This is a genomic window from Leisingera thetidis, from assembly GCF_025857195.1.
Lineage (GTDB): Bacteria > Pseudomonadota > Alphaproteobacteria > Rhodobacterales > Rhodobacteraceae > Leisingera > Leisingera thetidis.
In genome coordinates this window covers 4,032,178-4,056,237 of sequence record NZ_CP109787.1, presented here as the reverse complement: position 1 = coordinate 4,056,237, position 24,060 = coordinate 4,032,178, and the positions used below count along the sequence as shown (strand labels likewise).

Annotated in this window: 23 protein-coding genes and 1 pseudogene; 10 read left to right on the top strand and 14 right to left on the bottom strand. The window is 63.3% G+C overall.

Going from position 1 to position 24,060, the window contains the following annotated elements; translation table 11 throughout:
• Nucleotides 1–59: 59 nt before the first annotated feature.
• Nucleotides 60–1,124 carry an A/G-specific adenine glycosylase gene (mutY, locus tag OKQ63_RS19505; protein ID WP_264211676.1) on the bottom strand — a complete coding sequence of 355 codons (1,065 nt, stop codon included), beginning with the start codon at nucleotides 1,122–1,124 and terminating at the stop codon, nucleotides 60–62.
• An 84-nt stretch (nucleotides 1,125–1,208) separates the two neighbouring features.
• Here mutY and OKQ63_RS19500 point away from each other — a divergent pair, with 84 nt between their 5' ends.
• Nucleotides 1,209–1,736 carry a DUF721 domain-containing protein gene (locus OKQ63_RS19500; RefSeq protein WP_264211675.1) on the top strand — a complete coding sequence of 176 codons (528 nt, stop codon included), beginning with the start codon at nucleotides 1,209–1,211 and terminating at the stop codon, nucleotides 1,734–1,736.
• Entirely contained in the window at nucleotides 1,733–2,404 is a 672-nt protein-coding gene (locus tag OKQ63_RS19495) for a DsbA family protein (RefSeq protein ID WP_264211674.1), read from the top strand. Before OKQ63_RS19500 ends, OKQ63_RS19495 begins: the two co-directional genes overlap by 4 nt.
• An 84-nt stretch (nucleotides 2,405–2,488) precedes the next feature.
• Here the strand turns inward: OKQ63_RS19495 and lpxK are convergent, their stop codons facing one another.
• From lpxK to OKQ63_RS19470, 5 genes are all read right to left on the bottom strand, one after another.
• Complete coding sequence (gene lpxK, locus OKQ63_RS19490) at nucleotides 2,489–3,490, bottom strand: tetraacyldisaccharide 4'-kinase (RefSeq protein WP_264211673.1); 1,002 nt, start codon at nucleotides 3,488–3,490, stop codon at nucleotides 2,489–2,491.
• Nucleotides 3,477–4,670, bottom strand: coding sequence for a 3-deoxy-D-manno-octulosonic acid transferase (locus tag OKQ63_RS19485; RefSeq protein WP_264211672.1), 1,194 nt, complete (start codon nucleotides 4,668–4,670; stop codon nucleotides 3,477–3,479). Before OKQ63_RS19485 ends, lpxK begins: the two co-directional genes overlap by 14 nt.
• 113 nt (nucleotides 4,671–4,783) lie before the next feature.
• Nucleotides 4,784–5,587: an inositol monophosphatase family protein gene (locus OKQ63_RS19480; RefSeq protein ID WP_264211671.1), complete on the bottom strand. Its 804-nt coding sequence runs from the start codon at nucleotides 5,585–5,587 to the stop codon at nucleotides 4,784–4,786.
• Nucleotides 5,574–6,920: a TldD/PmbA family protein gene (locus OKQ63_RS19475; protein ID WP_264211670.1), complete on the bottom strand. Its 1,347-nt coding sequence runs from the start codon at nucleotides 6,918–6,920 to the stop codon at nucleotides 5,574–5,576. The genes OKQ63_RS19480 and OKQ63_RS19475 overlap by 14 nt, the downstream gene beginning before the upstream one ends.
• Before the next feature lie 121 nt (nucleotides 6,921–7,041).
• Complete coding sequence (locus tag OKQ63_RS19470) at nucleotides 7,042–8,565, bottom strand: DUF2125 domain-containing protein (protein ID WP_264211669.1); 1,524 nt, start codon at nucleotides 8,563–8,565, stop codon at nucleotides 7,042–7,044.
• A gap of 135 nt (nucleotides 8,566–8,700) precedes the next feature.
• On the opposite strand from OKQ63_RS19470, the gene OKQ63_RS19465 reads away from it, so the two are divergent.
• The 3 genes from OKQ63_RS19465 to OKQ63_RS19455 are packed head-to-tail and all read left to right on the top strand — an operon-like array spanning nucleotide 8,701 to nucleotide 10,741.
• Nucleotides 8,701–9,450, top strand: coding sequence for an SDR family oxidoreductase (locus tag OKQ63_RS19465; protein WP_264211668.1), 750 nt, complete (start codon nucleotides 8,701–8,703; stop codon nucleotides 9,448–9,450).
• On the top strand, nucleotides 9,447–10,058 hold the full coding sequence (locus tag OKQ63_RS19460; protein WP_264211667.1) for an enoyl-CoA hydratase/isomerase family protein: 612 nt from the start codon (nucleotides 9,447–9,449) through the stop codon (nucleotides 10,056–10,058). Before OKQ63_RS19465 ends, OKQ63_RS19460 begins: the two co-directional genes overlap by 4 nt.
• Entirely contained in the window at nucleotides 10,055–10,741 is a 687-nt protein-coding gene (locus OKQ63_RS19455; RefSeq protein WP_264211666.1) for a VOC family protein, read from the top strand. Before OKQ63_RS19460 ends, OKQ63_RS19455 begins: the two co-directional genes overlap by 4 nt.
• 847 nt (nucleotides 10,742–11,588) lie before the next feature.
• Here the strand turns inward: OKQ63_RS19455 and OKQ63_RS19450 are convergent.
• Nucleotides 11,589–11,720 (bottom strand): annotated as a pseudogene (locus OKQ63_RS19450) (HNH endonuclease); the annotation flags it as partial.
• 68 nt (nucleotides 11,721–11,788) lie between these two features.
• On the opposite strand from OKQ63_RS19450, the gene OKQ63_RS19445 reads away from it, so the two are divergent.
• Nucleotides 11,789–12,988 carry a TIGR03862 family flavoprotein gene (locus tag OKQ63_RS19445; RefSeq protein ID WP_264211665.1) on the top strand — a complete coding sequence of 400 codons (1,200 nt, stop codon included), beginning with the start codon at nucleotides 11,789–11,791 and terminating at the stop codon, nucleotides 12,986–12,988.
• On the opposite strand, the gene OKQ63_RS19440 is transcribed toward OKQ63_RS19445, so the two are convergent.
• The 5 genes from OKQ63_RS19440 to OKQ63_RS19420 form a co-directional block, all read right to left on the bottom strand.
• The gene (locus OKQ63_RS19440; protein WP_264211664.1) at nucleotides 12,961–13,551 is read right to left on the bottom strand and encodes a glutathione S-transferase family protein; all 591 of its coding nucleotides are present in this window, start codon (nucleotides 13,549–13,551) and stop codon (nucleotides 12,961–12,963) included. The genes OKQ63_RS19445 and OKQ63_RS19440 overlap by 28 nt on opposite strands.
• A gap of 75 nt (nucleotides 13,552–13,626) precedes the next feature.
• Entirely contained in the window at nucleotides 13,627–14,655 is a 1,029-nt protein-coding gene (holA, locus tag OKQ63_RS19435; protein ID WP_264211663.1) for a DNA polymerase III subunit delta, read from the bottom strand.
• Complete coding sequence (gene lptE, locus OKQ63_RS19430; protein ID WP_264211662.1) at nucleotides 14,652–15,167, bottom strand: LPS assembly lipoprotein LptE; 516 nt, start codon at nucleotides 15,165–15,167, stop codon at nucleotides 14,652–14,654. The genes holA and lptE overlap by 4 nt, the downstream gene beginning before the upstream one ends.
• Nucleotides 15,154–17,718, bottom strand: coding sequence for a leucine--tRNA ligase (gene leuS, locus OKQ63_RS19425; RefSeq protein WP_264211661.1), 2,565 nt, complete (start codon nucleotides 17,716–17,718; stop codon nucleotides 15,154–15,156). The genes lptE and leuS overlap by 14 nt, the downstream gene beginning before the upstream one ends.
• An 88-nt stretch (nucleotides 17,719–17,806) precedes the next feature.
• Nucleotides 17,807–18,295, bottom strand: coding sequence for a DUF3576 domain-containing protein (locus tag OKQ63_RS19420; protein ID WP_264211660.1), 489 nt, complete (start codon nucleotides 18,293–18,295; stop codon nucleotides 17,807–17,809).
• Nucleotides 18,296–18,615: 320 nt separating this feature from the next.
• Here OKQ63_RS19420 and OKQ63_RS19415 point away from each other — a divergent pair, with 320 nt between their 5' ends.
• Together OKQ63_RS19415 and OKQ63_RS19410 are read left to right on the top strand one after the other, a co-directional pair.
• Nucleotides 18,616–19,620, top strand: a complete 1,005-nt coding sequence (locus OKQ63_RS19415) for a porin (RefSeq protein WP_264211659.1) — start codon at nucleotides 18,616–18,618, stop codon at nucleotides 19,618–19,620.
• A 123-nt stretch (nucleotides 19,621–19,743) separates the two neighbouring features.
• Nucleotides 19,744–20,394: a YggS family pyridoxal phosphate-dependent enzyme gene (locus OKQ63_RS19410; RefSeq protein ID WP_264211658.1), complete on the top strand. Its 651-nt coding sequence runs from the start codon at nucleotides 19,744–19,746 to the stop codon at nucleotides 20,392–20,394.
• Nucleotides 20,395–20,448: 54 nt separating this feature from the next.
• On the opposite strand, the gene OKQ63_RS19405 is transcribed toward OKQ63_RS19410, so the two are convergent.
• Together OKQ63_RS19405 and ribA are read right to left on the bottom strand one after the other, a co-directional pair.
• Complete coding sequence (locus OKQ63_RS19405; RefSeq protein WP_264211657.1) at nucleotides 20,449–20,961, bottom strand: L,D-transpeptidase family protein; 513 nt, start codon at nucleotides 20,959–20,961, stop codon at nucleotides 20,449–20,451.
• Nucleotides 20,958–22,046 carry a GTP cyclohydrolase II gene (ribA, locus tag OKQ63_RS19400; protein ID WP_264211656.1) on the bottom strand — a complete coding sequence of 363 codons (1,089 nt, stop codon included), beginning with the start codon at nucleotides 22,044–22,046 and terminating at the stop codon, nucleotides 20,958–20,960. The genes OKQ63_RS19405 and ribA overlap by 4 nt, the downstream gene beginning before the upstream one ends.
• Nucleotides 22,047–22,219: 173 nt before the next feature.
• Here ribA and OKQ63_RS19395 point away from each other — a divergent pair, with 173 nt between their 5' ends.
• Both OKQ63_RS19395 and OKQ63_RS19390 read left to right on the top strand, forming a co-directional pair.
• Nucleotides 22,220–22,906 carry a response regulator transcription factor gene (locus OKQ63_RS19395; RefSeq protein WP_264211655.1) on the top strand — a complete coding sequence of 229 codons (687 nt, stop codon included), beginning with the start codon at nucleotides 22,220–22,222 and terminating at the stop codon, nucleotides 22,904–22,906.
• Between the two features lie 233 nt (nucleotides 22,907–23,139).
• Nucleotides 23,140–23,928: an exodeoxyribonuclease III gene (locus tag OKQ63_RS19390; RefSeq protein ID WP_264211654.1), complete on the top strand. Its 789-nt coding sequence runs from the start codon at nucleotides 23,140–23,142 to the stop codon at nucleotides 23,926–23,928.
• Nucleotides 23,929–24,060 lie beyond the last annotated feature (132 nt).

The window sequence follows — 24,060 nt, the reverse complement described above, 5'->3', positions numbered from 1 at the left end:
CGCGTTTGCAGAGACCCTATGACCTAACATCCGAAAACCCAAGAGGGGTGCAGCCTGACCTAACGGCCCTGGTACAGGTCAAAGGCCTTGCGCATGACCGTTGGCAGGCTTGAGGGGCGGAAATCATGCCGCGGGATCAGTTCCTGCGCAGGGTTTGGATTGAACCCTGCGGGCAATTCAGCCGTCATCACCTGCAGGATCAAGTGGAAATGAGTGAAGGTATGGCGCACTTCGCTCCCTATGCCCTGCCAGTCCGCCGCAAACGGCGGATTGGCGGCAGGGGTTTCGTTCCACTCTGATCCGGGCCAGCCGAGCATGCCTCCCAGAAGCCCCTTGTCCGGGCGCCGTTCCAGCAGCCAGGTTCCATCAGCCGATTTTGCCAGGTACACGATGCCGTTCCGGGTCGGCTTAGGTTTCTTGGGCGTCTTCCTGGGGAGTTCAGCGGCGGTGCCGGCCGCCCGCGCGGCACAAGGATCGCGCCAGGGGCAGATGCCGCAGGCCGGGTTGCGGGGGGTGCAGATGGTGGCGCCAAGGTCCATCACCGCCTGGGCGTAATCGCCGGGCCGCTGCGCCGGGGTCAGTTCCGCCGCCCGGTCCGTGAGCACGGGTTTCACACCGGGAAGCGGCTCGTGGATGTTATGCAGCCGGGCCATCACCCGCTCGACATTGCCGTCCAGCACGGTCTCGGGACGGTCAAAGGCGATCGAGGAAATCGCGGCGGCGGTATAGGGGCCAATGCCGGGCAGTTTGAGCAGGCCTTCATAACTGTCCGGGAAGGTTCCGCCGAAATCACTGGCAACCGCGCGGGCGCATTTCAACAGGTTGCGGGCGCGGGCGTAGTAGCCGAGGCCGGCCCATTCGCTCATCACGTCGGCATCTTCTGCCGCGGCGAGGTCCGGCACCGCCGGCCAGCGTTTGGTGAAGCGCAGGAAATACTCGCGGACCGCGGCCACCGTGGTCTGCTGCAGCATGACTTCGCTGAGCCAGACCTTGTAGGGATCGGGGCGCTCACCTGCCGCGCGCTTTGCCGGGCCGACCCGCCAGGGCATTTCGCGGGCATGGACGTCATACCAGGCAAGCAGGTCTCTGATCATTGCGGCACAATCACTGTTCAAGTCACGCATTCGTTATTCCTTGGGCGGCGGTTTGGCTGGCGCCTGCATTCCGGCTCTTTACAATAGGGCAGGCAGTCGAGCAAAAGCTAGATCATGGCATTCAGGCGTAGCACCACACGCGGGTTCGCACGAACCTCCAAGCTCCTCAACGAGCAAATCCGCAAGGCGGGGGAAAGCCGGGGATTCGCAGTGTCGCGGCTGCTCACCCATTGGGAAGAGATCGCCGGGCCGGATATCGCTGCCATGGCGCGGCCGGTAAACGTCGGCTATGGCCGCGGCTCCTTTGGCGCCACGCTGACGGTGCTGACCACCGGCGCCAACGCGCCGATGCTGGAAATGCAGAAGGAACGTCTGCGCGAGCGGGTAAATGCGGTCTATGGATTCAATGCCATCTCCAGGGTGCGGATCACGCAAACGGCACCGACGGGATTTTCCGACGGCCGCGTGGAATTCAAATATGCCCCCAAAGTGCAAGCGCCGCTTCAGCCGGACCCGCAGGATGCGGCAGAGGCCAGCAAGGCAGCGTCCGGGGTGGAAAACGAAGATTTGCGCGCCGCCCTGGAACGCCTGGGGCGCAATGTGCTGACAAAACAGAAAACGCAAGGAAAGGGGTTCAAATGACCCGTCTCATGTCTGGTGTCTTTGCCGCTGTTGCGGTTGTTGCGGGTGGTTATGCCCTGTCCGGTTTCAACAGCCAGAGCAATCTGCCGCAGAACCCGCTGGTGGGCGCCGCCGTTGCGCAAGAGGCTGACGTGGACACTTCGGCCATCACGGAAATGACGCTTGGAGCCGAGGATGCGCCGGTCACGCTGATCGAATACGCCTCCTACACCTGCCCGCATTGCGCCAATTTCCACAATGAAACCTTTAAGAAGCTGAAGGCTGATTACATCGACACCGGCAAGGTGAAGTTCATCTACCGCGAGGTCTATTTCGACCGCTACGGGTTGTGGGCGTCGATGATTGCACGCTGCTCCGGGCCGGAGAAATTCTTTGGCATTTCCGACCTGATCTACAAGGGCCAGTCCGAGTGGGCACGCGCGGGCGGCGCATCCGAGATTGTTGACGAGCTGCGCAAGATCGGCCGCCTGGCGGGGATCGAAAACGAGGAGCTGGAAGCTTGCCTGCAAGATGGCGAAAAGGCACAGACGCTGGTGGCGTGGTATCAGGAGAACGCAACCGAGCACGGGATCGAGTCGACGCCGTCCTTCATTCTGAATGGCGAGAAGGTCTCGAACCAGTCCTATGAGGACTTCAAGAAGCTGATCGACGCCGAGCTGGCAGGTTGAGAATTTTCAGCTGCAGTGATGGAATGCCCGGGCCGCGCGCCCGGGCTTTTTCGTTTGGGACCGCAGCGCATGCCGGGCGGATTGTCAGGGCGCAGGCGCAGCTTTTTTCAGCAATTCTTTCAACGCGTCATCTCCGGCAACCCGCAGACGTACCGGCAGGGTAATCACCTTGGAGCGGAATTTGTCCGGCAGGCGCACGGCGTCCTTTTCCGTGGTAACGAGCTGCGCATTCATCAGCTTTGCTTCACTTTCCAGCCGGTTCATCAGCGCCGGAGCAAGCGGCTGATGATCGTCCAGCGCCTCGGCCCGGGCGATGTCAGCACCGAGACCGCGCAGGGTGTTGAAGAATTTCTGCGGATGGCCGATGCCGGCGAAGGCCAGCACGCGGGTGCCATTCCAGGGCATTCCGGTCTGCAGCGGCTCCAGAGCGCCAGTGAAATGCGGCAAGCGTTGCAGCTGGCTGCCCCAGGCGGCGGCAAATTTCTGTTGGGCGGGCTCCGGTCCCAGAGACAGAATGGCATCAGCCCGTTTCAGCCCGGTGGCGACTGGTTCACGCAAGGGGCCGGCAGGCAGGCAGCGGCCATTGCCGAACCCGTGCCTGGCGTCCACCACGATCAGCGATAGATCTTTGGTCACGGCAGGGTTCTGGAAACCGTCGTCGAGCACGATCACCGTCGCCCCGGCAGCGGCAGCGGCCCGGGCACCGGCAGCCCGGTCCTTTGCAACCCAGACCTCGCCAAAGGCAGCGAGCAGCAAAGGCTCGTCCCCCGTCTGTGCCGCTTTGTGGCGGCCCGGAAAGACCTGCTCCGGCCCTTCCAGCGTGCCGCCGTAGCCGCGCGTGACTACATGCGGCTCATGCCCCAGGCGGCGCAGGGTTTCCAGCAGCCAGATCACAGTGGGGGTCTTGCCGGTGCCGCCTGCGTTCAGATTGCCGACGCAGATCACCGGCACGCCGGGGGCTTGCGGGCTGCCCTTGGCCAGCCGCGACGCAGTTGCGCGCGCATAGGCCCAGCCAAGCGGCGCCAGCAAGGCGGCCCGCAGGTCGAATTCGCCAGGCGGCTTGTGCCAGAAATCAGGTGCCCGCATCGGTATCCTCGCGCCGATCTAGCAGATCCTGGACCTTTTCCAAGAGTGTGTCGGTGGTGGCTGCGCTTTCGGTCACGCTCTGCCAGCCGGCCAGGGCCATTTCGGCGGCTCTGTCCGGAGCGGAAAGCGCAACCACCGCATCCGCCATGTCCGCTTGCGTCTGCACCGGTTGAGCGGCGCCGGCTTTGGCCAGGCGTTCATAAAGATCGCGGTGGGCATGGATGCCGGGCCCGTGCAGCAAGGCAGAGCCCAAGGCAGCAGCATCCAGCGGCGACTGACCCTGGGCGGCGGGGTCCAGGCTGCTGGCAATAAATGCGACCGGGCTCAGGCGGTACCAGAGGCCAAGGTCTTCGCCGCCGGTCAGCAGCACTTGGGTAAGATCGTCCGGCTCAGCCCCGTCGTCCCAATCAGTAAAAGACAGCCCGCTGTCCTGAAGCAGGCGGCGGGCGGCGTCCAGCTCCGAATAGTCATCCAAGGCAATCACCAGCAGCAGCCGGTGCAGCAGCCGCAGAGCAGCCCTGTGGGCTTCGAGGACGCGGGGAAGTTCGCCGGGTTTGACATGGGCCGCCAGCCAGACCGGGCGGCTGCCCAGGGTCTGCTGCATTGCGGCAAGCTCATCATTGTTGCAGCCGGGCGGAACCGCCGATACCCGCAGCTTGCCGGCCAGTTCCACCCGCTCGGCCGGGAAGCCCGCGCGGGTCAGCTGGTTCTGTACCGCCCTGGACGGCGTCAGGATGCAGGTCAGCCCGTCCAGCAGCCGCCGCCGCTGATCCGGCAGCCAACGGCTGGCGCGGTTGGGCATCTCGTCCTCAAGCAGGTCGGCCAGCAGCACGCCCGTACCCTGCTCGCGCAGCTGCCGGAGCAGATTCCGCCGGGCAGGAGTGCCAGTCCAAATGCAGGCATCAGGCTGCCAGTGGTTCAGAAACTCACGGGCCTCCGCCATGGTGTCCTCGGCAAGCGGACCAACGGGAATATCGCAGCCGACAGTTCCGGTCAGGCGCAGGCCGGGTTCCCAGCTGGCCAGCACCGACAGGTCCGGGCGCAGGGATTTGAGCCGCCGGCCGATATCGCAAAGAGCCAGATAACGTTCAGGCGTTGTCGCATGAATCCACAGCAGCTCGCCCTTGGGACGGGGCTGCAGTACGGAAGAGCGGCTGGAAGCTGTGGTTCGCCGTTGCATCTGGTTCGATCTGAATATTCCGGCCCAAGGTATCTGCAACATGCGGGTTTGTCTGTGAAAAATTTGCCTCCAGCGGAGACGGAGCTGCCGGAACGGCTTAAGGCCAGACAGGCTCAATGTCCAGAGAATGCAGGGTTGTCCGGGTCCAGCGCATTCAGCAGCCCCTGATGCAGTGCAGGGCTGCCGGCGACCACCCCGTTCAGTCGCGGCTGCGTGTTGTTGAAGCGCAAAGGGCTGCCGGACCTGTCGGTGATCATGCCGCCCGCCTCCCGTATCAGCAGATCGCCTGCAGCGATATCCCATTCCCAGCTTGGCCGCAGGGTCAGCATGGCGCCGAACCGGCCGTCGGCCACCTTGGCGAGGCGGTAGGCGAGCGACGGGCGGTAGCAGCGGATGAAGGCGGGCGGCGTGCCGCCCAGCCAATGGTGGGCTTGCAGGTTGGGCTTGGCTGCCAGTACCTCGGCACTGGCAAGCTCCGCGCCCGAGGATACTTGGATCAGGCTGCCATTGCAGGCGGCACCCTGGCCTTTGGCCGCAGTATACATCAGGTCCCGCTGCGGCAGATAGATCACCGCAGTGGTCACCTCGCCTCTTTCCGCAATGGCGATGGAATGCGCCCAGGTGCGGGAGCCTTCGGCAAAGCTGCGGGTTCCGTCGATCGGGTCGATGATGAACACACGGTCGCGCGTCAGGCGCGCGGCACTGTCCTCGGTTTCCTCTGACAGCCACCCGTAGCCGGGCCGCGCCTGCTGCAGCATGTCTTCGAGCATCGTGTTGACGGCCAGGTCCGCTTCCGTCACCGGGCCTGCACCGCCGGGCTTGTCCCAGCGCCTGGCTTCGGGACCTGTGTAGCGGCATGCGATGTCTCCGGCCTGTTCCGCCGCTTTTACAAGCAGGGAAAGGTCAGTTTCCGGCAAGTGTCATCCCCTCGACCAGCAGCGACGGCACCACCGTGGACAGGTGCTGGCGCGCGTCATTGGCGGGCACGATCCGGCGCAGCATGTCGAGCAGATTGCCAGCAATGGTGCATTCGTTCACCGGATAGGAGATCTCGCCGTTCTCCACCCAGAAACCGGAAGCACCGCGGGAATAATCGCCAGTGTTCGGATTGATGGTGGAGCCGATCATCGAGGTGACCAGCAGGCCGGTGCCCATCTGGGCAATCAGATCCTCGCGGCTGGCCTCGCCTTGGGTCAGCGCGATGTTCCAGGTCGAGGGGGAGGGCACTCCGCCGATGCCGCGGGCGGCGTTGCCGGTGCTTTCCAGTCCCAGCTTGCGGGCCGACGCGAGGTCCAGCGTCCAGCCTGTCAGCACGCCGTTGTCCACCACGGTGCGGCGGCGGGTCGGCAGCCCCTCGCCGTCAAACGGGCGGGAGCCGGAAATGCGCGGGCGGTGCGGGTCCTCGACGACCGAGAGGGTTTCGGGCAGCACCTGCCGGCCCAGCGAATCCTTCAGCCAGGAGGAGCCGCGGGCGATTGCGGCGCCATTTGCGGCGGACAGCAGATGTCCGATCAGGGAGGAGGAGATGCGTTCATCAAACAGCACCGGAAAGCTGCCGGTCTTGGGCTTGCGCGCGCCGACACGGGCAATTGCCCGTTGGCCGGCGGTGCGACCGATTTCCTGAGCGCTGCGCAGATCGGCTTGATAGGTGCGGGAATCCCCATCGTGGTCACGTTCCATTCCGGCGCCGCTGCCCGCGATTCCGGTGCAGGACAGTGACCGCCCAGTGCGCCGGTAGCCGCCGGAAAAGCCGTTGGTCGCAGCCATATGCACGACATGGCGGCCATAGCCTGCGGCTGAGGATTGAACCTGGGTGATGCCATCGATTGCCTGACAGGCGGCTTCGGCGGCAAGGGCGTCGGCCTGCAAGGCCGCGGGTTCCGGCTCGCCGCTCGGGTCCTCCAGCTCCAGGGCGGCCAGGTCCCAGTCCTTGGCCAGCTGTGAAGGGTCAGCAAGGCCTGCATACGGGTCTTCAGGCGCTTCCCTGGCCATCGCCACGGCGCGTTCCGCCATCGCGCGGATGGTTTCGGGCCGCATGTCGGAAGATGAAACCAGCGCCTGCCGTTTGCCGACAAACACCCGCAAGCCCAGGTCTGTGCCTTCCGAGCGCTCCGCATGCTCCAGTTTTCCGGTCCGCACTTCGATGCTGAGGGAGCTGCCCTCGGCCGCCATCGCATCGGCGGCATCTGCGCCGGCCTTGCGGGCGGCGTCAATCAGGGCGTGGCAAAGCGCTTGGGGGGACTGGGTCATGGGCACCTTCTGTTCTGCTCTATAAAAGAGCTATCCAGTGAGGCGGCCTGCCGCAAGAGCGGGTTGCAAAAAAGGGGCCGCATGCGGCGGCCCCTTTGCACAACCGGTCAGGGTTTGACGGTTACTTGATGCGCTGGCCATTGGCGTGGATCTGGCCGTCCTCGGAGATTTCGATCTTCGAGGTCAGAGTGTCGTCGCCGTCGCCCGGCACGGCCAGCATACCCATCATCATCCGCGCGCCCATGGCGTCGCTGTCGGACATCAGGCCCATCTGGATCAGCTTGTCGATCAGGGTGTTGGCGCCGGTCAGCTTGAGGTTTGCTTCGCCCGAGGGCGCGGGCATGCCGTCAAAGCTCACCAGGTCCTCATTGTTGAAGGTGAAATCGCCAGTACCGGTCAGCTCAGCTCCTGCCGCGGAAACCTGCAGTTGCTTTACCGTCAGCGCGTTCAGCTCACCCGGCTGTTCGTCGCCCGTTTCCACCGCTTCCATGGCTTCCGGGTCAAAGAGATCGAACAGCACCTTGCCCTTGCCGACCAGCTCCAGCACCACAGTGGCCGGATCATGCGGCAGCTGGCCGGTCGGGTCGACCATGCCCCAGAGCATGTCCGGAACCGCAAAGTCGCGCAGGGTGACGCCCAGGGCAAAGTCCTGCTCTTCGTTGGATTTTGCAAGCGGCATCATCAGTTTGAAACCGGTCTCGGCCATGCTGAGAGCCAGCGGGAAAGGGATCTCGGAACCGGAAATGTTCACATTGGTGTTGATCTGAGACACATCATAGGTCAGCTGCTGCTTATCCATCGCCACCGCGATAGAGCCGCCTTGCGAGTTGCTTTCCATAGCGAAGCTTTCACTGCCGTCGACGCCGGATACCGCCCCGTTGCCGCCGGCAAACGTGAACGTGCCGTCAAAGGCAAAGCCGGCTTCCAGCAGCGCCGCCATGTCGGGACCTTCCAGCCCGGTGGGGACGGTGCTGGTGCCGGCAAAGCGCAAGCCTTGAAGCGCACCCTTGAAGGAGCCGCTGCCGTTGCTTTCCGGATCATTGAAACCCATGTCGTAGTTGAAGCTGGACGCGGTCAGGGACTGCTCATATCTGCGTGCGCCGGCGATTTTCATATCGGTCCGGGTGGCAACATCGTGCAGGGTGATCTGAGCCTTAGCAATATCCGCCGGCACCGCCTCGCCATCCGCGGTCAATCCGTCCAGCGTCATCGTGACTTTGGAGGAGCTGTAATCATAGCTCATGCTCTCAGCGTCGCCGGTCACCGTCATCGGGCTGCCGTCGTGGGCATAGATCAGCTTGCCCGAAAAGCTCTCTCCATCAGCCGAGAAATCAAAACCCATCGGGAATTCCTTGGGCAGCAGCACGTTGACGGTGCCATCACCGTTTTCCACGAACTGGATTTCCGGAAAGTTCACGGTGCCGGTGCTGTCCTCTTCCGGGATCGGCATCACCATCGCCACGTCGGAGACCGTGAGGGTGCTGCCGGAAATGGATTCGGTGCCGGAAACGGTGTAGCCGGTGCTGGTGAGATACGCTTTCCAATCGGCCCAGACGTCCTGGGCGCTGAGATCGGCCAGGGCGCCTTGGGCGGAAACAATCAAAATTGCCGCTGCAGCGCTGCCGCGCGCAATAATAACGGACATAAGAGAACCTTTCTCTGTGAGATAATTGAAATCATCGTCGGCCTGGCGGGCAGTGCCGTCAAGGGGGCCTTGGGCTGGACCGTTCCCCCTAACCGCTTTACCACATGGCTTAGCAGCCACTTGGAGGGACGGCGGATGGATTTCAACGGAAAAACAGTTGCAATTACAGGGGCCAGCCGCGGCATCGGCGCGGATGCCGCCCGGGTGTTTGCCGCCGCCGGGGCCAATCTGGCCTTGCTGGCAAGGAACGGCGGGGCTTTGCAGGCGCTGGCGGAGGAGATCGGCGGAAATGTGCTGACCTTTGCCTGCGATGTGTCTGACTACGCTGCGGTCGAAACCGCGCTGGCCAAGGCCTGGCAAGCGTTCGGCAGCCTGGATGCCCTGATCAACAACGCCGGCGTGATCGAGCCGATTGCCCGCTTGGAGACTGCAGCGCCTGGCGACTGGAGCAAGCTGATAGATATCAACCTCAAAGGCGTGTTCAACGGGATGCGTGCGGCCTTGCCGCTGATGAAGCCTGCAGGCGGCGGCACTATTATCACCGTCAGCTCCGGTGCGGCGCACCGTCCGCTGGAGGGATGGAGTGCTTATTGTTCCTCCAAGGCAGGTGCAGCAATGCTGACCAGCGCGTTGGACCTGGAAGAACGCGCCAATGGTATCCGCGCCATGGGGCTGTCGCCAGGAACGGTGGCAACCCGGATGCAGCGCGAGATCAAGGCCAGCGGCATCAACCCGGTGAGCGAACTGGATTGGGAAGACCACATCCCTGCAGAGTGGCCCGCGCGGACATTGATGTGGATGTGCACAGCAGATGCGGATGACTATACCGGCCAGGAAGTTTCTCTGCGTGAAGACAGTATCCGCGTGCGGGTTGGTTTGACATGATCGGGCTGGAGATTGCAGAGAACGGCCTCTGGACCATCACTATCAACCGCCCGGACAAGGCCAACTCGCTGACCGAGGCGATGCTGACCGAGCTGGTGGAAATCGCTGACCGCGCGCAGGACGCCCGCGGGCTGATCCTGACCGGAACCGGCAAGGTGTTTAGTGCGGGTGCTGACCTGGACGAGGCGCGGGCGGGTCTGGCGACCTCGCCGGTGTGGGAGCGGCTGTCGGCTGCGATGGCTTCCATTCCCTGCCTCAAGGTGGCAGCGCTGAATGGCACCTTGGCAGGTGGTGCCAATGGCATGGTGCTGGCCTGTGATATCCGCCTAGCAGTGCCTTCGGCCAAAGTCTTCTACCCGGTGATGAAGCTCGGTTACCTGCCGCAGCCGTCGGATGCCGGACGCATGGCGGCACTGATCGGGCCGGCGCGTACGAAGATGATCCTGGCGGCCGGGCAGAAGATTACCGCGCAGGAGGCTTTGGCTTACGGGCTTGTGGACCGGATTGTGGAGCCGGAGGAACTGATCGGAACGGCGCAGGATCTGCTGGCGCATTCGCTGGAGGCCAAGCCTGAGATTGCTGCGGGCATCCTGGGGATGTGCCGGTGAAACGGCTGTCTGGCTTGCGTCTGCAGGTCGAAAATCCTGAACAACTCGCCCGTTTTTATGCGGACGTGCTCGGCATGGATGCATGGGCCGAGGACGAGGCTTGGCGTGCGGGTTATGCAGGCGAGGATGCGGATCTGATCTTGTTGCCTGGCGGTCGCCGGGTTCAGCATTCACGCGATGAACGCTACTGGAAAATCGGGATCTGCCTGCCTGATCTGGACGCCGCGTGCGAACAGCTGCGCCGGAAGGGAGTGGATGTTTCGGCCCCGCATCAGTTCCGCGACATCGGTTATATGGCGCATTTGCATGACCCTGAAGGCTTTGCCATCGAACTGCTGCAGCATGATTTTCTCGGCCGCCGACCGGATGATGCAGGTGATCCAATGCTGCCGCTGGGCGGCGGGGCGCATCTGGGCCAGATCACCTTGCGGACGGGAGACATCGCGGCGGAGCTTGCAGCACGCGCAGACATGGCCCTGCTGTCTGTTCAGGACGTTGCGGAGTTCGGTTTCGATCTGCATTTCCTAGCTTACACACGGGAAGCCCCGCCGGTCCCGGATCTGCGGGCGGTGGGCAATCGCGAATGGCTGTGGAGGCGGCCATATACCACACTGGAGTTCCAGCACCTTGCCGGAGCGAAGCTGCGGGACAGCCCGGCCTTTCTGGGGTTGGAATTAACCTAGCGCTCGCGACGGTTTCCGGACATGCGAGAACGGAACTCAGACGAGTGTTTTTTTGCACCAGGGTGGCGGATCTGGCCAGGCGTGGAAGCGCTTGCAAGGCTTCGGGTGTGCTGGAAACGCGCACCAGTTCCGCTTCGGTCAGCGTGGCGTGGACCTCAGTTGAATTTAGAGCAGGAAATAGTACGAGTTTCATCGCTTAGCCCCTATCCACGGAAAACCCGCTGCCGACGCCGGCATTGTTGGGAACTGAACGCTTCTACCGTGCATCACATGGCTGGATGCCGGCTGGTCAGCAGCTGGAAAACTGACATCGCTCTAGAGCCAATTGATACTGTCCTTCGCATTCGGAATGTTGCTGGCGCGGCATGCGCTGATGGCGGGCCCCAGCTCGCGGACTTGGCGGAACGGATTGTGACAGCCGCTGAATGCGTCACCCCGAAGCACCCCCGTTGACAGCCGCTAAGTGCAAGGCGGAATGCCGGCACCATTGCGCCAAAGCTGTTTGATCGGGTCGCCCTAGCACTCGCGATCTTCACACGCATCCCCGCGACTTCCGCTGCCATCGTGCAGTGGCCTGAAAATTGCTCTGCCACGATCCGGATGTTGCCCGCTTCGCTCCGGTGCCGTCGGCGCGCGGGATCAGTTGCAAAAATGACCTTCGATCTTGGGTTTGAACGAACGGCGGGCCATAGGGCAGGGCCTAGCGCCGGTATCGAAATCCCTTCAGATACCGCCCGACGCAGGGCGGCGAAGTCCGGCAGTCGTTTCAGAAACACAATTAGCCGTTTGTTTTTGTTAGACTTTCAACGCGTCTGGGGAAAGAAGAACGCAGCTATCTCTATACGCAGTGGTAGATGCCATGCCGCCACACAGCCGACCCGCCCTTGCCTCCTTTCGGTTTTGGGATCAGATGGTGCAGGCTTTGCGCAGCGCCCTCGGGAACGGGGCGGCCGCAATGTGGGCAGACCGGATCGGACATGTGCGGGCCTGTTGCGGTTTCGTGCGATGAGTTGAAACGTCGGCAGCGGGTGTTGGCAGGGAGATGGCATGATGGAAACTTGGGACGCAGTGGTGATCGGGGCCGGGCCTGCCGGGCTGATGGCCGCAGAAGAACTCGGCCGGGCAGGGCACCGTGTTCTGATCGCCGAGGCCAAGCCATCGGTCGCGCGCAAGTTCCTGATGGCCGGCAAGTCTGGGCTGAACCTGACCAAGGATGAACCCGTTGAAACACTGATCACACATTTTGGCGAGGCGGCGGACTGGCTGAAGCCGATGATTCAGGCCTTCGATGCACAGGCTGTGCAGGACTGGGCGCGGAACCTGGGGAGCGAGCTGTTCACCGGCTCGACGGGCCGGGTATTCCCCGCCGCGATGAAGGCCTCTCCACTGCTGCGCGCCTGGCTGGCGCGGCTGGATGGACACGGCGCTCAGTTCCGCACCCGCTGGCGCTGGGCCGGCTGGGAGGGCGCAGCACTTATTTTTGAAACGCCGGGAGGGGTGCAGCGGGTTGCAGCCACGACCGTCGTGCTGGCGCTGGGCGGGGCAAGCTGGGCACGGCTGGGCTCTGATGGTGCCTGGCAGCCCTTGCTGTCGGGAAAAGCTGTGGAGACTGCGCCGTTCAAACCGGCGAATGCGGGGCTGCTGGTGGAATGGTCCGATCACATGGTGCCGCAGTTCGGCCAGCCGCTGAAAGGCATTGCGCTGCACGCCGGAACCCTTTCCTCGCGCGGAGAGGCGGTGATTTCGCAGCGCGGGCTGGAAGGCGGTGGCATCTATTCCATCTGTGCGGCGGTGCGGGAAGGTGCGGCGCTGCATTTGGATCTGCTGCCTGATCTGGCGGCGGCGGACATCACCCAGCGCCTGTCCCGCCCGCGCGGCAAGGCGAGCTTTTCCAACCATCTGCGCAAGGCGCTGAAGCTGGGGCCCGCGCGGACGGCTGTTCTGCAGGAATTCGGGCGCCCGCTGCCGCAGGAGGCGCAGGCTCTGGCGCGGCTGGTCAAGGCACTGCCGGTGCAGCACGCAGGTCTGCGCCCGATGGATGAGGCAATCTCTACTGCTGGCGGCGTGCGCCGGGACGCGCTGGACGGAAATCTGATGCTGACCCAACTCCCCGGCACCTTCTGTGCCGGGGAAATGCTGGATTGGGAAGCGCCGACGGGCGGGTACCTGCTGACCGCCTGCCTGGCAACCGGGCGCTGGGCGGGACGGGCGGCCGCGGATTACTTGGCCAGTGCTGCAACCCGCTGATAAGCTTCGCGCTGCCGCATCCGCTTGCCGTAATCCAGCAGCTTTTCGCCCTCGACCGGGAACTTGGCGCTGAGGGCCCAGTTCAGGCAGTGGGTGCAGATGATATCGGCGATCGTGAAGCCGTCCCCCATCAGGAAGGGGCCGGCCATCTTGCCTTCGAGCCGTGCCAGATTGTGGGCAAACTCCCATTTCAGGCTGCCCTTCACCTCCGGTACCCGCTGGTCTTCGGGCAGGATGAAGCTGTGGCGGGCGGCGGCCCACAAGACGGCATCGACCTCGTCCAGCAACAGATGGGTGATTGCGTCCTGTTTGGCGCGGGCCACTGTGCCGGCAGGCGCGGTCAGCGCACCGTGCTTGTCAGCCAGATAGGTAAGGATGGCGGTCGAATCGGTGATGACCTCGCCCTCCGCCTGCAGCACCGGCACCTTGCCCGAGACGTTCAGCGCCTGGACTTCCGGGCTGCGGGGGCCGTGCTGATTGAGCTCGTAAGCTTCGCCAAGCTCTTCAAGCGCCCAAAGCACCCGGAAGGTGCGGGTGAGCGGGATGCCGGTGACGGTATACATCGTCTCTCTCCTGTTGTGCCTTCTTAAGATGGGCGGCGCAGCGGAGAGGATCAAGCCGGACGGTGTGTTGCAGTCTCAGCGGGCCCGGCCCAGCATCGCAAGGCGGATCAACGCGCGCTCCATCAGTGCCAGAGCCGGCGCAGTCTGCCCGGCAGAGCGCAGCTGCAGATCGGTATCGGTGATGATCGTCAGCGCAGTTTCCAGCCGGTTTGCGCCCCAGTTCTGCGCTTGCCGCAGCATCCGGTCGCGGCGCTTGCCGTAAAGCGGCGGGCGCAGCTGGCCGATGCCCTGGGCCGGGCCGCCGGGGGCAGAGGCGATGGTGTAAAGGGTGCGGAAATGCCGGGTGGCGCCAATGCAGAGCGTGACTGCGTTGGTGCCTTGCGCCTGCAGGCGGCGGATCAGCGGGCCGATTTCCGGGCTGCGTCCCTCGGCCACCACATTCAGCACGTCATCCAGCGCGGCCTCGGTCGATTGCGGGGCAACGGCGCCAATGTCTTCCAGCGTCAAGGGGGCGCTGTCGCCGTGCTTATACAATGCCAGCTTCTCGATCATGCGGGAGAAATCACCGGGCCCGATGTCATTGGCAATGTCCGTGAGCGCCGACATGCTGTCGCCCGGCACGTCGCGGATGCCCGCCTCGCCCAGGATCCTTTCGATCTCAGCGCGCGAGGGCGGGTCGTCGTAGATGCCAACGGCATAAGCGTTGCTGTGGCTCTCAAACGCCTTGCGCAGTTTGGAAGAGGCCTTGAGCTGGCCGGCCGTGACAACGATCTGAGCATCGCCCGGCTGCCATTCTTCCAGCGCTGCCGTGATGGCCGGGGTGGCGGTGTCATTGGCGCCTTCGACAAAGACCGCCCGGACACCGGGAAAAAAGCCCACTGCCTTCACGGCGTCCAGCAGCTGTGCGGGATCCTTGCGCAGATCGCTGCCGGGCAGGCGGCTGAGGCGCATCTCCTCTTCAGCGCCGGGGCCCAGCAGGGCGGCCAGGACCTGCTGACGCTTCAGCGACACACGCATCGCATCGGCACCATAGATCAAAATGCCAGTCTTTCCCGGATCGGGCTTGGCAAAATATCCATCCGCCTCGCGCGGGGAGAGTTTCATTCCTCTGGCGCGGAGAGATCCGCAGTTGCCAGGATCTGCGCAGTGATCTGGTCGGCCAGGATCACCATCAGCCGCTCATGCGCGTCTCGCTCGCCTGCCAGAGTTTCCACCGTGGAGCCGGTGGCGGAGTAGCCAGTGAAGTTCCGCACGGTGCCGCTTGAGGCGATATTGCCGTCTGACAATCTCGTTAAGGAGTAGCCGACGGTGCCAATCACAGAATAGCGGGTGATCTCATTGCCTGCGGTGATCGCCTGGCCCTCTTCCCGGGTGCTGAGCGTCAGGTCCAGTTTGTATGCTGCGCTGCCGCCGCGGCCCAGCCGCTGTTCGAGATTCTGCACCAGGAAATAGGCGTCGGTGCCGCTGGCCCCCTGGATCTCCTCCGGCGCCTGAACCTCGATCTGCCCATAGAGAGCGGACCCGGTGCCGCCAGGGGCGTACACCGGGGTAAAACCGCAGGCCGCTGCCAGCAGGGGCAGGGCCAAAAGCAGGGTGCGGCGGTTAAGCAACGACATTCACAATCCGGCCCGGAACCACGATCACCTTTTTCGGAGCGCTGCCATTCAGCGCCTTCTGCACAGCTTCATGCGCGAGGGCGAGTTTTTCAACCTCTGCCTTGTCCAGGTCCTTGGCGACTTCGAGCTCGCCGCGGCGTTTGCCGTTGATCTGGATCGGCAGGGTGATCGTGTTCTCGACCAGCATCGCTTCATCGGCAACCGGCCAGGGGGCGGTCGCCACCAGGCCTTCGCCGCCCTGATGGTTCCAAATGTCCTCGGCCAGGTGCGGGGTCATCGGCGCCATCAGCTGCGCCAGGGTCATGATCGCCTGTTTCTGAACCTTGGCGCCGGCCTTGGACTTGGCGAGCGTGTTGGTGAAGGCATAAAGTTTGGCAATCGCGGCGTTGAAGCCGAAGGAATCGACCCCCAGCGTCACGTCACGGATGCATTTGTGCATCTCGCGCAGCAGCTCCTCATCGCCTTCGCCAGCAGCCTCCGGGTCCATTTCTCCAATGCGGTCGCACAGGTTCCAGACCCGGTTCAGGTGCTTGAAGGCGGCTTCGGCGCCGGCCGCGGTCCACTCCACGTCGCGCTCGGGCGGCGAATCGGACAGCACGAACCAGCGCGCGGTATCGGCGCCAAACGACGAGATGATGTGCAGCGGGTCCACCACGTTGTTCTTGGACTTGGACATCTTGGCGGAAGGGATGACTTCCACCTCGGTGCCGTCCTTGAGGAAGCCCTTGCCGTCGCGCAGCTCCACTTCCTCGGGATAGTGGTAGACCGGGCGGTGATTGCCGCCGGTGGTCTTGTAGATCGCGTGGGTCACCATGCCCTGGGTGAACAGCGCATCGAATGGCTCGATGGATTTCTCCGGAAGGTGCCCGCAAATCTGCATCGCGCGGGCAAAGAAGCGCGAATAGAGCAGGTGCAGAATCGCGTGCTCGATGCCGCCGATGTATTGGTCGACGTTCATCCAGTATTCGGCTTCGGCCATGTCGGTCGGGGTTTCGGCGCGCGGGGCCGTGAAGCGGGCGAAGTACCAGCTGGAATCGACGAACGTGTCCATGGTGTCGGTTTCACGCTTTGCCGGCTTGCCGCAGGACGGGCAGGCGCAGTCGCGCCAGTCCGGGTGGCGGTCCAGCGGGTTGCCGGGCACCGAGAAGTCGATCGGCTTGCCGCCCTCGTCATAGGGCAGGGCAATCGGCAGGTTTTCTTTCTTCTCCGGCACAACGCCGCAGGCGTCGCAATGCACCACCGGAATCGGGCAGCCCCAATAGCGCTGGCGGCTCAGCCCCCAGTCGCGCAGGCGGTATTTGGTGACGCCCTGGCCCCAGTCGGCCTTTTCGGCGAAATCGACGGTGGCGTTGATCGCTTCCTCGCCGGTGGCCTCGGTCAGCCCGGCAAAATGGTTGACCCAGCGCACCTTCTCGGTTTTCGGCGGTACCAGGGCCTCCGTGGTGACCGGCGCGTCATCCCCCAGCGCAAAGAAGGCGTTGGTGACCGGCAGATCGTATTTGCGGCAGAAATCGAGGTCGCGCTGGTCATGCGCCGGGCAGGCAAAGATTGCGCCGGTGCCGTAGTCCATCAGGATGAAGTTGGCGATCCAGACCGGCAGCTCCCAGTCGGGGTTCAGCGGGTGCTTCACCCGGATGCCGGTGTCATAGCCCAGCTTTTCGGCGGTCTCGATGGCTTCCTCGGTGGTGCCGCCCTTGCGGCATTCGGCAACAAAAGCAGCAACCTCTTCCGATTCCGCCTCAAGCTGCTTGGCGATCGGGTGATCGGGCGAAATGCCGACAAAAGACGCACCCATCAGCGTGTCGGGACGGGTGGTGTAGACCTCGATCGGCTCACCGTCGTCGGTGCGCTCGAAGGAGAATTGCAGGCCGCGCGACTTGCCGATCCAGTTTTCCTGCATCAGCCGCACCTTGGCGGGCCAGTTTTCCAGATTGTCCAGTGCCGACAGCAGCTCTTCGGAGAAATCGGAGATCTTGAAGAACCATTGCGTGAGCTCGCGCCGTTCCACCAGCGCGCCGGAGCGCCAGCCGCGGCCGTTTTCGACCTGCTCATTGGCCAGAACGGTCATGTCGATGGGGTCCCAGTTCACCACCGCGTTCTTGCGGTAGACCAGACCCTTTTCCAGGAAGTCCAGGAACAGCGCCTGTTGCTGGCCGTAATATTCCGGGTCGCAGGTGGCGAACATCCGGCTCCAGTCCAGCGACAGGCCCAGCGGTTTCATCTGCTCGACCATCGTGTCGATGTTCGAGTAGGTCCAGTCCTTCGGATGCCCGCCCGAGGCCATGGCGGCGTTTTCGGCCGGCATGCCGAAGGCGTCAAAACCCATCGGATGCAGCACGTTATGGCCGGTGGACAGCTTGTAGCGAGCGATCACGTCGCCCATCGTGTAGTTGCGCACGTGGCCCATGTGCAGCTTGCCCGACGGGTAGGGGAACATCTCCAGCACGTAATACTTGGGCTTGCCGCCGGTACGCTTGGCCTGGAAAATTCCGGCCTCGTTCCAGGCTTTCTGCCATCGTGCTTCGATTTCAGGAGCTATGTAACGCGGCATCAGAGCGGTCCTTTGCATGAAAACGCCGGGCAGGTGGCCCGGCGCTTCTGATAATGGGGTTTGGCAGGCGTTTCCAGAGGGGAGCGGTTCAGAGTTTCTTATCCGCGATCCGCAGCTGCCGCGCACGGGAGAGAATCGCATCCTCGACCGCGCGGGTGGTGCTGGCGCTGACCGGGCCGCCCTTCGACTGCAGCGACAGGTTCAGCGAGCGTGCATCCAGTGCCGGATCCTTGATGTGAACGGTTGCCCGGTAGGACCGGCCGCCGCCCGGCGGCGTGCCGTAGCCGGTCACGATGACGCCAGTGAAAGGGTCGACCGATTGCACGGGCAGAAAGTTCAGCACATCCAGGCTGGCAGCCCAAAGGTAGCGGTTCACTTGCACATTCTGATCAGGCTTGCCGCGGAACACATCCCAGATCGAAGACGGGTTGCTTTGCGCGGCGACTTCGTCGACCGCCCGGCGGTCTTTGCCCAGCAGAGTGCCGTCCTGGCTGCGGTCCTTGTTACCGCCGCATGCGGCAAGGCTGAGACATAGTGCAACGGCCAAAGTTGCCTGCAGGGTCTTTGTTCTGTTCATAACCGCTCCCGGAGCCAATTTTCTGCGCGAACACCTAACGCAAGCGGCATCGGCGGAGCAAGAGCTTTGCCCGTTGCAGCGTCCGCCTCGGAACCGGCAGGCCGTTGGTTCCCCGGTGCGGGCGTCCCCACGCGGGTTCTTCGGCTGCCTGCCTGGGCTGGGACAGGCAGACTGTGGCAAAGCTGCACCATCCCGGCCCGCATCGTTTCACCTGACTTTCCGAAGACTTGCCAAAACGGGGGCGAAAGAGCGAAACCCCTTGGCATACCCACGCCGGATTCCCCGGTTTGGGCTGAGGAATAGAAAACCGAGGGAAAAACATGAAAAAGGTTCTCTTCGCGACTACCGCGCTGATCGCCACCGCAGGCATGGCCGCGGCCGAAGTCAACATCTCCGGCTATGGCCGTTTCGGTCTGGACTACAACGAAGCCAACGACACCGCTGCGCTGGACAACACTTCGTCGACCAACATCACCAGCCGTCTGCGCTTCACCTTCGACGCGACGACTGAAACCGATGGCGGCGTGACCGTTGGCGCACGTGCCCGTGCCCAGTTCGAAAACCGTGACGGCGCACCCGGCACCGGCGTATTCAACGGCGCACAGTTCCACGTCGCATACGGCGGCCTGCGTGTGAACGTTGGCAACATCTGGGGCGCAATCGACAACATGCCGGGCTTCTACCTGGAAACCCGTTCGGTTGGCATCGGCATCGACGGCGCCGGCTTCAACTCGCTGGTGGCCAACGTTGCCGGCAACGGCTTTGACTGGGACACCTACACCTCCGCAGGAGCCGGCCGTAACGGCATCGAAGCTCTGTACTCCGTTGGCGGTTTCTCGGGCCACCTGTCCTACTCGCAGGCAAACGGCGGCGCTGTCCCCGCCACCTCCGCAAACGGCACCGAGCGCACCGCTGTGCACGTTGCCTACACCTTCGGTGACTGGACCGCCGCTCTGGGCTACCAGGACTCCAACGTTGCAACCGAAGACAAGCTGATCTTCACCGTTGCAGGCGACCTGGGTCAGTTCGGTGTTCGTCTGGCATACGGCAACAACCAGGACGCAGTGACTGTTGGCGGCGTTGCACAAGACGTCGACAAGATCACCCTGGCTGGTAACGTTGAGCTGGGCGCAGCCTCCACTCTGGTTGCCTTCGTGAGCGACGAAGACAACCCGGCAGGCACCGGCGTTGGCGGCACCGACGGCACCGCCTTCGGCATCAACTACTCCTACGATCTGGGCGGCGGCGTGTCGTTCGAAGCAGGTGCGGTTGAATCGTCCACCGACTTCACCACCGTTCAGGCAGGCCTGTACTTCAGCTTCTAAGCTGAAGCACGCCTAGCGTGACTTCGGGGCGGGTTCTTTCGGGAGCCCGCCCTTTTCTTTTGGCTCTTAACATTTGCGGGCAAACAGTGTTTTTTGCGGCCAAACAGCAATGAGGCCGGACCCATGCCGCTTGAAGAGATAAAATCCAGGATTGCCAAGGCTGAACACAAGGCGGGCCGTGCGCCGGGCAGCGTGCAGCTGATTGCGGTGTCCAAGGTGCAGCCGAACGAACGGGTCGAGGCGGTGCTGCAGGACGGCCACCGCTGTTTCGGCGAGAACAAGGTGCAGGAGGCAGCCGGCAAATGGCCGGGCTTTGCCGGGCAGTTTGACGGCATAGACCTGCATCTGATTGGCCCGCTGCAGACCAACAAGGCACGCCAGGCGATGGATCTGTTTGACAGCATTCATTCCGTGGACCGGCCCAAGCTGGCCAATACGCTGGCCCGGATTGCGCAGGAACGGGGCAATTGTCCTGAACTGTTTGTTCAGGTGAACACCGGCGAGGAAGAGCAGAAGGCGGGCGTGATGCCGGCAGAGGCTGATGGTTTCATAGCCGAATGCCGCAGGCTGGATCTGCCGGTCCGCGGGCTGATGTGCATCCCTCCGGTGAACGAGGAAGCAAGCCTGCATTTCGCACTGCTGGCCAAGATCGCCGAGCGCAACGGGCTGCAGGGGCTGTCGATGGGGATGAGCAGTGATTTCGAAAAAGCCATAGCGCTGGGCGCCACCCATGTCCGGGTCGGTTCCGCCATCTTTGGTGCCCGCACCTACTGAACCGCAAAGGGGCAGGAATAACACTGCCCGGAATTTCCGCCGGTCTTGGCGGCGTCAGCCGCCAGCCAGCGGCGGAATGACGATCCGTGTGCCTGGCTGAACCCGGGCAGCCAGCCAGCGGAGATCTACTCTGGAAAAGGCGATGCAGCCCTCGGTCGGGAATCCGGGGCGCCGCCATTGGTGGATAAATATGGCTGATCCATGGCCGGGAACGGATTCCGGCCAGTTCCAGTCAGTGATCAGGACCAGATCATAGAGGGGATCGGCGCGGCGCAGCTTTTCATGGCTGAAAGCATAAGGCGCGCGTACATGGGTATTGTATCTTTCATCGCTTGCGTCATCCGACCATAAGTCCCCGGGGCCGATCGGTTCAGCCCAGGGCACAGGCCGCGGCAGGCGGTCCGGGCGGTACAGCATGCCTGCAACGCGATGCACGCCAATGGGCGTTGCGCCGTCGCCTTCGCGCTTGCCCGCGGACAGCCCGCCTTTGCCGATCGTGCAGGGCAGCCGCCGCCCCAGGAAGCGGACACCGCGCGGGGTGAGAACCAAATCGGCAGGCGATGTCACAGCATGTGGCCTGACTTGCGGGCCTTGGTGGCCAGGTAATGCTGGTTATGAGCGTTTTCCCCCACTTTCAGCGCCACCCGTTCCGTCACATGCACGCCAGTCTTCTCCATCATCGCGATTTTGTTCGGGTTATTGGTCAGCAGCCGCACTTGGGAAAAGCCCATCTTTTGCAGGATAGCTGCGCCGAGGCGGAAGTCGCGCTCGTCATCTTCGAATCCCAGCCGGTGATTGGCTTCCACCGTATCGAATCCTTGGTCCTGCAGCGAATAGGCCCGCATCTTATTGGCGAGGCCGATGCCGCGGCCCTCCTGATTGAGGTACAGCAGCACGCCCGCGCCTTCCGAACCCATCTGCGCCAGCGCGCCGCGCAGCTGCGGGCCGCAGTCGCATTTGAGCGACCCCAGAACGTCACCGGTGAAACAGGCGGAGTGCAGCCGCGCCAGAACCGGTTTGGTGCGGTCGGGGCGGCCGATTTCCACTGCGTAATGCTCCTCCGCGCCATCTTCCGGGCGGAAGATATGAAGCCGCCCGGCTTCGGCAGCGTCCATCGGCAGCCGGGCCGCGGCGACCGGATGAAGGGGGGAGCTTTCGCTGAGCAGCGGTTCGGCTGCTTCTCGTGAAACGGAAGTGAGGGCGTGAGTCGCGGCAAATCCGGCCGCGCCGCCGAGAGGGACAAGGGCGGCGGCCGGCAGCAGACGGGCAGATTTCACCAGCGCAATTGCCAGCCGGTGCAAGTCCGCGCTGCCGCCTCGCAGGCTGGACAGCGGGCCCTTCATCGGCGTGTTCAGATCATCTGCCGGATCCGCCAGCGCCTGGATCCACTCAAGCCCTTCGGATTCGGGAACCGCGACACGGGCGATGTCTTCGTCATAGACCCGAGCCTTCAGTGTCTCTGCGCGGCGGGCGGTCAGGGCCAGCGATAAATTTCCCAGCGCCCGCATGTCTGCCAGGCGGGTATCCGAAAGTGATTCCACGGCAATCGCCAGCGCGGCATCGCCACCGCCGGTCAGAACCACGGGCAGCCCCATGCGCAGATCGACCCGGGCGCGGGCCAGCAGTTCGATCATCGTGGGCATCAGGCTCATACGGGGCATCCGGTGTTATTGTGTAACAAAGGCTCGCTGTCTTTACGCCTAAATGCAACGGATGTGAAATATTTTCCATGCGATAGACACGACGGCGTGAGGCATTTGCAGCAAATCTTGCCGCGGGCGCAAGGGATGCGCATTTGTGATCATGTGAACAGGAGGGCGAGCCGATGGCGCAACTGAAGAAAATTCTGCTGGTTGATGACGACGACGACCTGCGCGAGGCGTTGAGCGAGCAGCTGGTGATGACCGAAGACTTCGATGTTTTCGAGGCGGAGAACGGTCAGAGTGCGATGGAGCGCGCCAAGGAGGCCCTTTATGATCTGATCATTCTGGATGTGGGCCTTCCGGACACAGATGGCCGCGAGTTGTGCCGCCTGATGCGCAAGCAGGGCGTGAAGGCGCCGATCCTGATGCTGACCGGCCATGACAGTGATGCCGACACCATCCTCGGGCTGGATGCCGGCGCCAATGACTATGTCTCCAAGCCGTTCAAGTTTCCGGTTCTGCTGGCCCGGATCCGCGCGCAGTTGCGGCAGCACGAACAATCTGAGGACGCGGTTTTTGCGCTGGGGCCATACACTTTCAAGCCGTCGATGAAGCTGCTGATCACCGAGGATGAACGCAAGATCCGGCTGACCGAGAAGGAGACCAATATCCTTAAGTACCTGTACCGTTCCAGCGACGGGGTGGTGCCGCGCGATGTGCTGCTGCACGAGGTCTGGGGGTATAATGCGGGTGTCACCACCCATACGCTGGAAACTCACATTTACCGGTTGCGGCAGAAAATTGAGCCCGATCCGTCGAATGCGCGCCTGCTGGTGACGGAATCGGGCGGGTATCGTCTGGTCGCTTGATGCCATTGGTGTTGAGCCAGATCAAAGAAGAGCCTGCAGTTCTTCTTCAGAACGATCCTATCCCGCGTATATCCGGGTCATGATATGCACTTCCCTGTTGGACTTGGCCGGGTAATTTGCCCGGCCTCTTTTTGTCTGGCCGGGCAGATGCCGCTGCGCGATTCACCTCTGGCCCTTCCCGGCCCGTGCAGGCAGTATCGCGCCGGAACCCGGATTTCACGATGAGGCGCGCGATGCCATTTACCCTTGCCACCTGGAATATCAACTCGGTCCGCCTGCGCGAGCCGATTGTGCAAAAGCTCTTGCAGGAGGAAGGGCCGGATGTGCTCTGCCTGCAGGAATGCAAGAGCCCGGTCGAGAAGATCCCGATGGAGGGGATCGCGGCGTTAGGCTACCCGCATATGATTGCGCGCGGACAAAAGGGCTATAACGGGGTGGCGATCCTGTCGCGGCTGCCGATAGAGGATGCGGGCGACAAGGACTTCGCCGGCCTTGGCCATGCCCGCCATGTGGCCGGGCGGCTGGAAAACGGGGTGGTGATCCACAATTTCTATGTGCCTGCGGGCGGCGATGTGCCGGACCGCGAACAGAATGTGAAATTCGGACAGAAGCTGGACTACCTCACGGAGATGCGTGACTGGTTCCATGCGGAGAAGCCGGAGAGATCCATCCTTGTGGGCGATCTCAATATTGCGCCGCGGGAAGAGGATGTCTGGGATCACAAGAAACTGCTGAAGGTGGTGAGCCACACGCCGGTTGAGGTGGAGCATCTGGCGCAGACCCAGGAGGCAGGCGGCTGGACCGACATCACCCGGCGGGACATTCCGGACGGGAAGCTTTACAGCTGGTGGTCCTACCGCGCGCGCGACTGGGATGCGGCAGACAAGGGGCGGCGGCTGGACCATGTCTGGGCGACACCGGACATTGCGAATGCGGGTCATTCCAGCCGGATCCTGCGCGCGGCCCGCGGCTGGGAAAAACCCAGCGACCACGCACCGGTTTTTGCAACCTTCGATCTGTAACCGCAGGCGGCGCGCTCCCGCCTGATCCGGAACATCCGCTGGATGTCCCTTCTCAGTTGGGCAAGGCACTGCGCTGGCGCGCAGTGCGGGCACGCCGCGAGGGGGCGGGTGCTTCCAGGGGCGGGCGGCGGC

Bases quoted from the DNA above. Each gene is read 5' to 3' on its own strand.
- mutY (WP_264211676.1), bottom strand. From the start codon at position 1,124: ATGCGTGACTTGAACAGTGATTGTGCCGCAATGATCAGAGACCTGCTT.
- OKQ63_RS19500 (WP_264211675.1), top strand. From the start codon at position 1,209: ATGGCATTCAGGCGTAGCACCACACGCGGGTTCGCACGAACCTCCAAG.
- OKQ63_RS19495 (WP_264211674.1), top strand. From the start codon at position 1,733: ATGACCCGTCTCATGTCTGGTGTCTTTGCCGCTGTTGCGGTTGTTGCG.
- lpxK (WP_264211673.1), bottom strand. From the start codon at position 3,490: ATGCGGGCACCTGATTTCTGGCACAAGCCGCCTGGCGAATTCGACCTG.
- OKQ63_RS19485 (WP_264211672.1), bottom strand. From the start codon at position 4,670: ATGCAACGGCGAACCACAGCTTCCAGCCGCTCTTCCGTACTGCAGCCC.
- OKQ63_RS19475 (WP_264211670.1), bottom strand. From the start codon at position 6,920: ATGACCCAGTCCCCCCAAGCGCTTTGCCACGCCCTGATTGACGCCGCC.
- OKQ63_RS19470 (WP_264211669.1), bottom strand. From the start codon at position 8,565: ATGTCCGTTATTATTGCGCGCGGCAGCGCTGCAGCGGCAATTTTGATT.
- OKQ63_RS19465 (WP_264211668.1), top strand. From the start codon at position 8,701: ATGGATTTCAACGGAAAAACAGTTGCAATTACAGGGGCCAGCCGCGGC.
- OKQ63_RS19460 (WP_264211667.1), top strand. From the start codon at position 9,447: ATGATCGGGCTGGAGATTGCAGAGAACGGCCTCTGGACCATCACTATC.
- OKQ63_RS19445 (WP_264211665.1), top strand. From the start codon at position 11,789: ATGATGGAAACTTGGGACGCAGTGGTGATCGGGGCCGGGCCTGCCGGG.
- OKQ63_RS19440 (WP_264211664.1), bottom strand. From the start codon at position 13,551: ATGTATACCGTCACCGGCATCCCGCTCACCCGCACCTTCCGGGTGCTT.
- holA (WP_264211663.1), bottom strand. From the start codon at position 14,655: ATGAAACTCTCCCCGCGCGAGGCGGATGGATATTTTGCCAAGCCCGAT.
- lptE (WP_264211662.1), bottom strand. From the start codon at position 15,167: ATGTCGTTGCTTAACCGCCGCACCCTGCTTTTGGCCCTGCCCCTGCTG.
- leuS (WP_264211661.1), bottom strand. From the start codon at position 17,718: ATGCCGCGTTACATAGCTCCTGAAATCGAAGCACGATGGCAGAAAGCC.
- OKQ63_RS19420 (WP_264211660.1), bottom strand. From the start codon at position 18,295: ATGAACAGAACAAAGACCCTGCAGGCAACTTTGGCCGTTGCACTATGT.
- OKQ63_RS19415 (WP_264211659.1), top strand. From the start codon at position 18,616: ATGAAAAAGGTTCTCTTCGCGACTACCGCGCTGATCGCCACCGCAGGC.
- OKQ63_RS19410 (WP_264211658.1), top strand. From the start codon at position 19,744: ATGCCGCTTGAAGAGATAAAATCCAGGATTGCCAAGGCTGAACACAAG.
- ribA (WP_264211656.1), bottom strand. From the start codon at position 22,046: ATGAGCCTGATGCCCACGATGATCGAACTGCTGGCCCGCGCCCGGGTC.
- OKQ63_RS19395 (WP_264211655.1), top strand. From the start codon at position 22,220: ATGGCGCAACTGAAGAAAATTCTGCTGGTTGATGACGACGACGACCTG.
- OKQ63_RS19390 (WP_264211654.1), top strand. From the start codon at position 23,140: ATGCCATTTACCCTTGCCACCTGGAATATCAACTCGGTCCGCCTGCGC.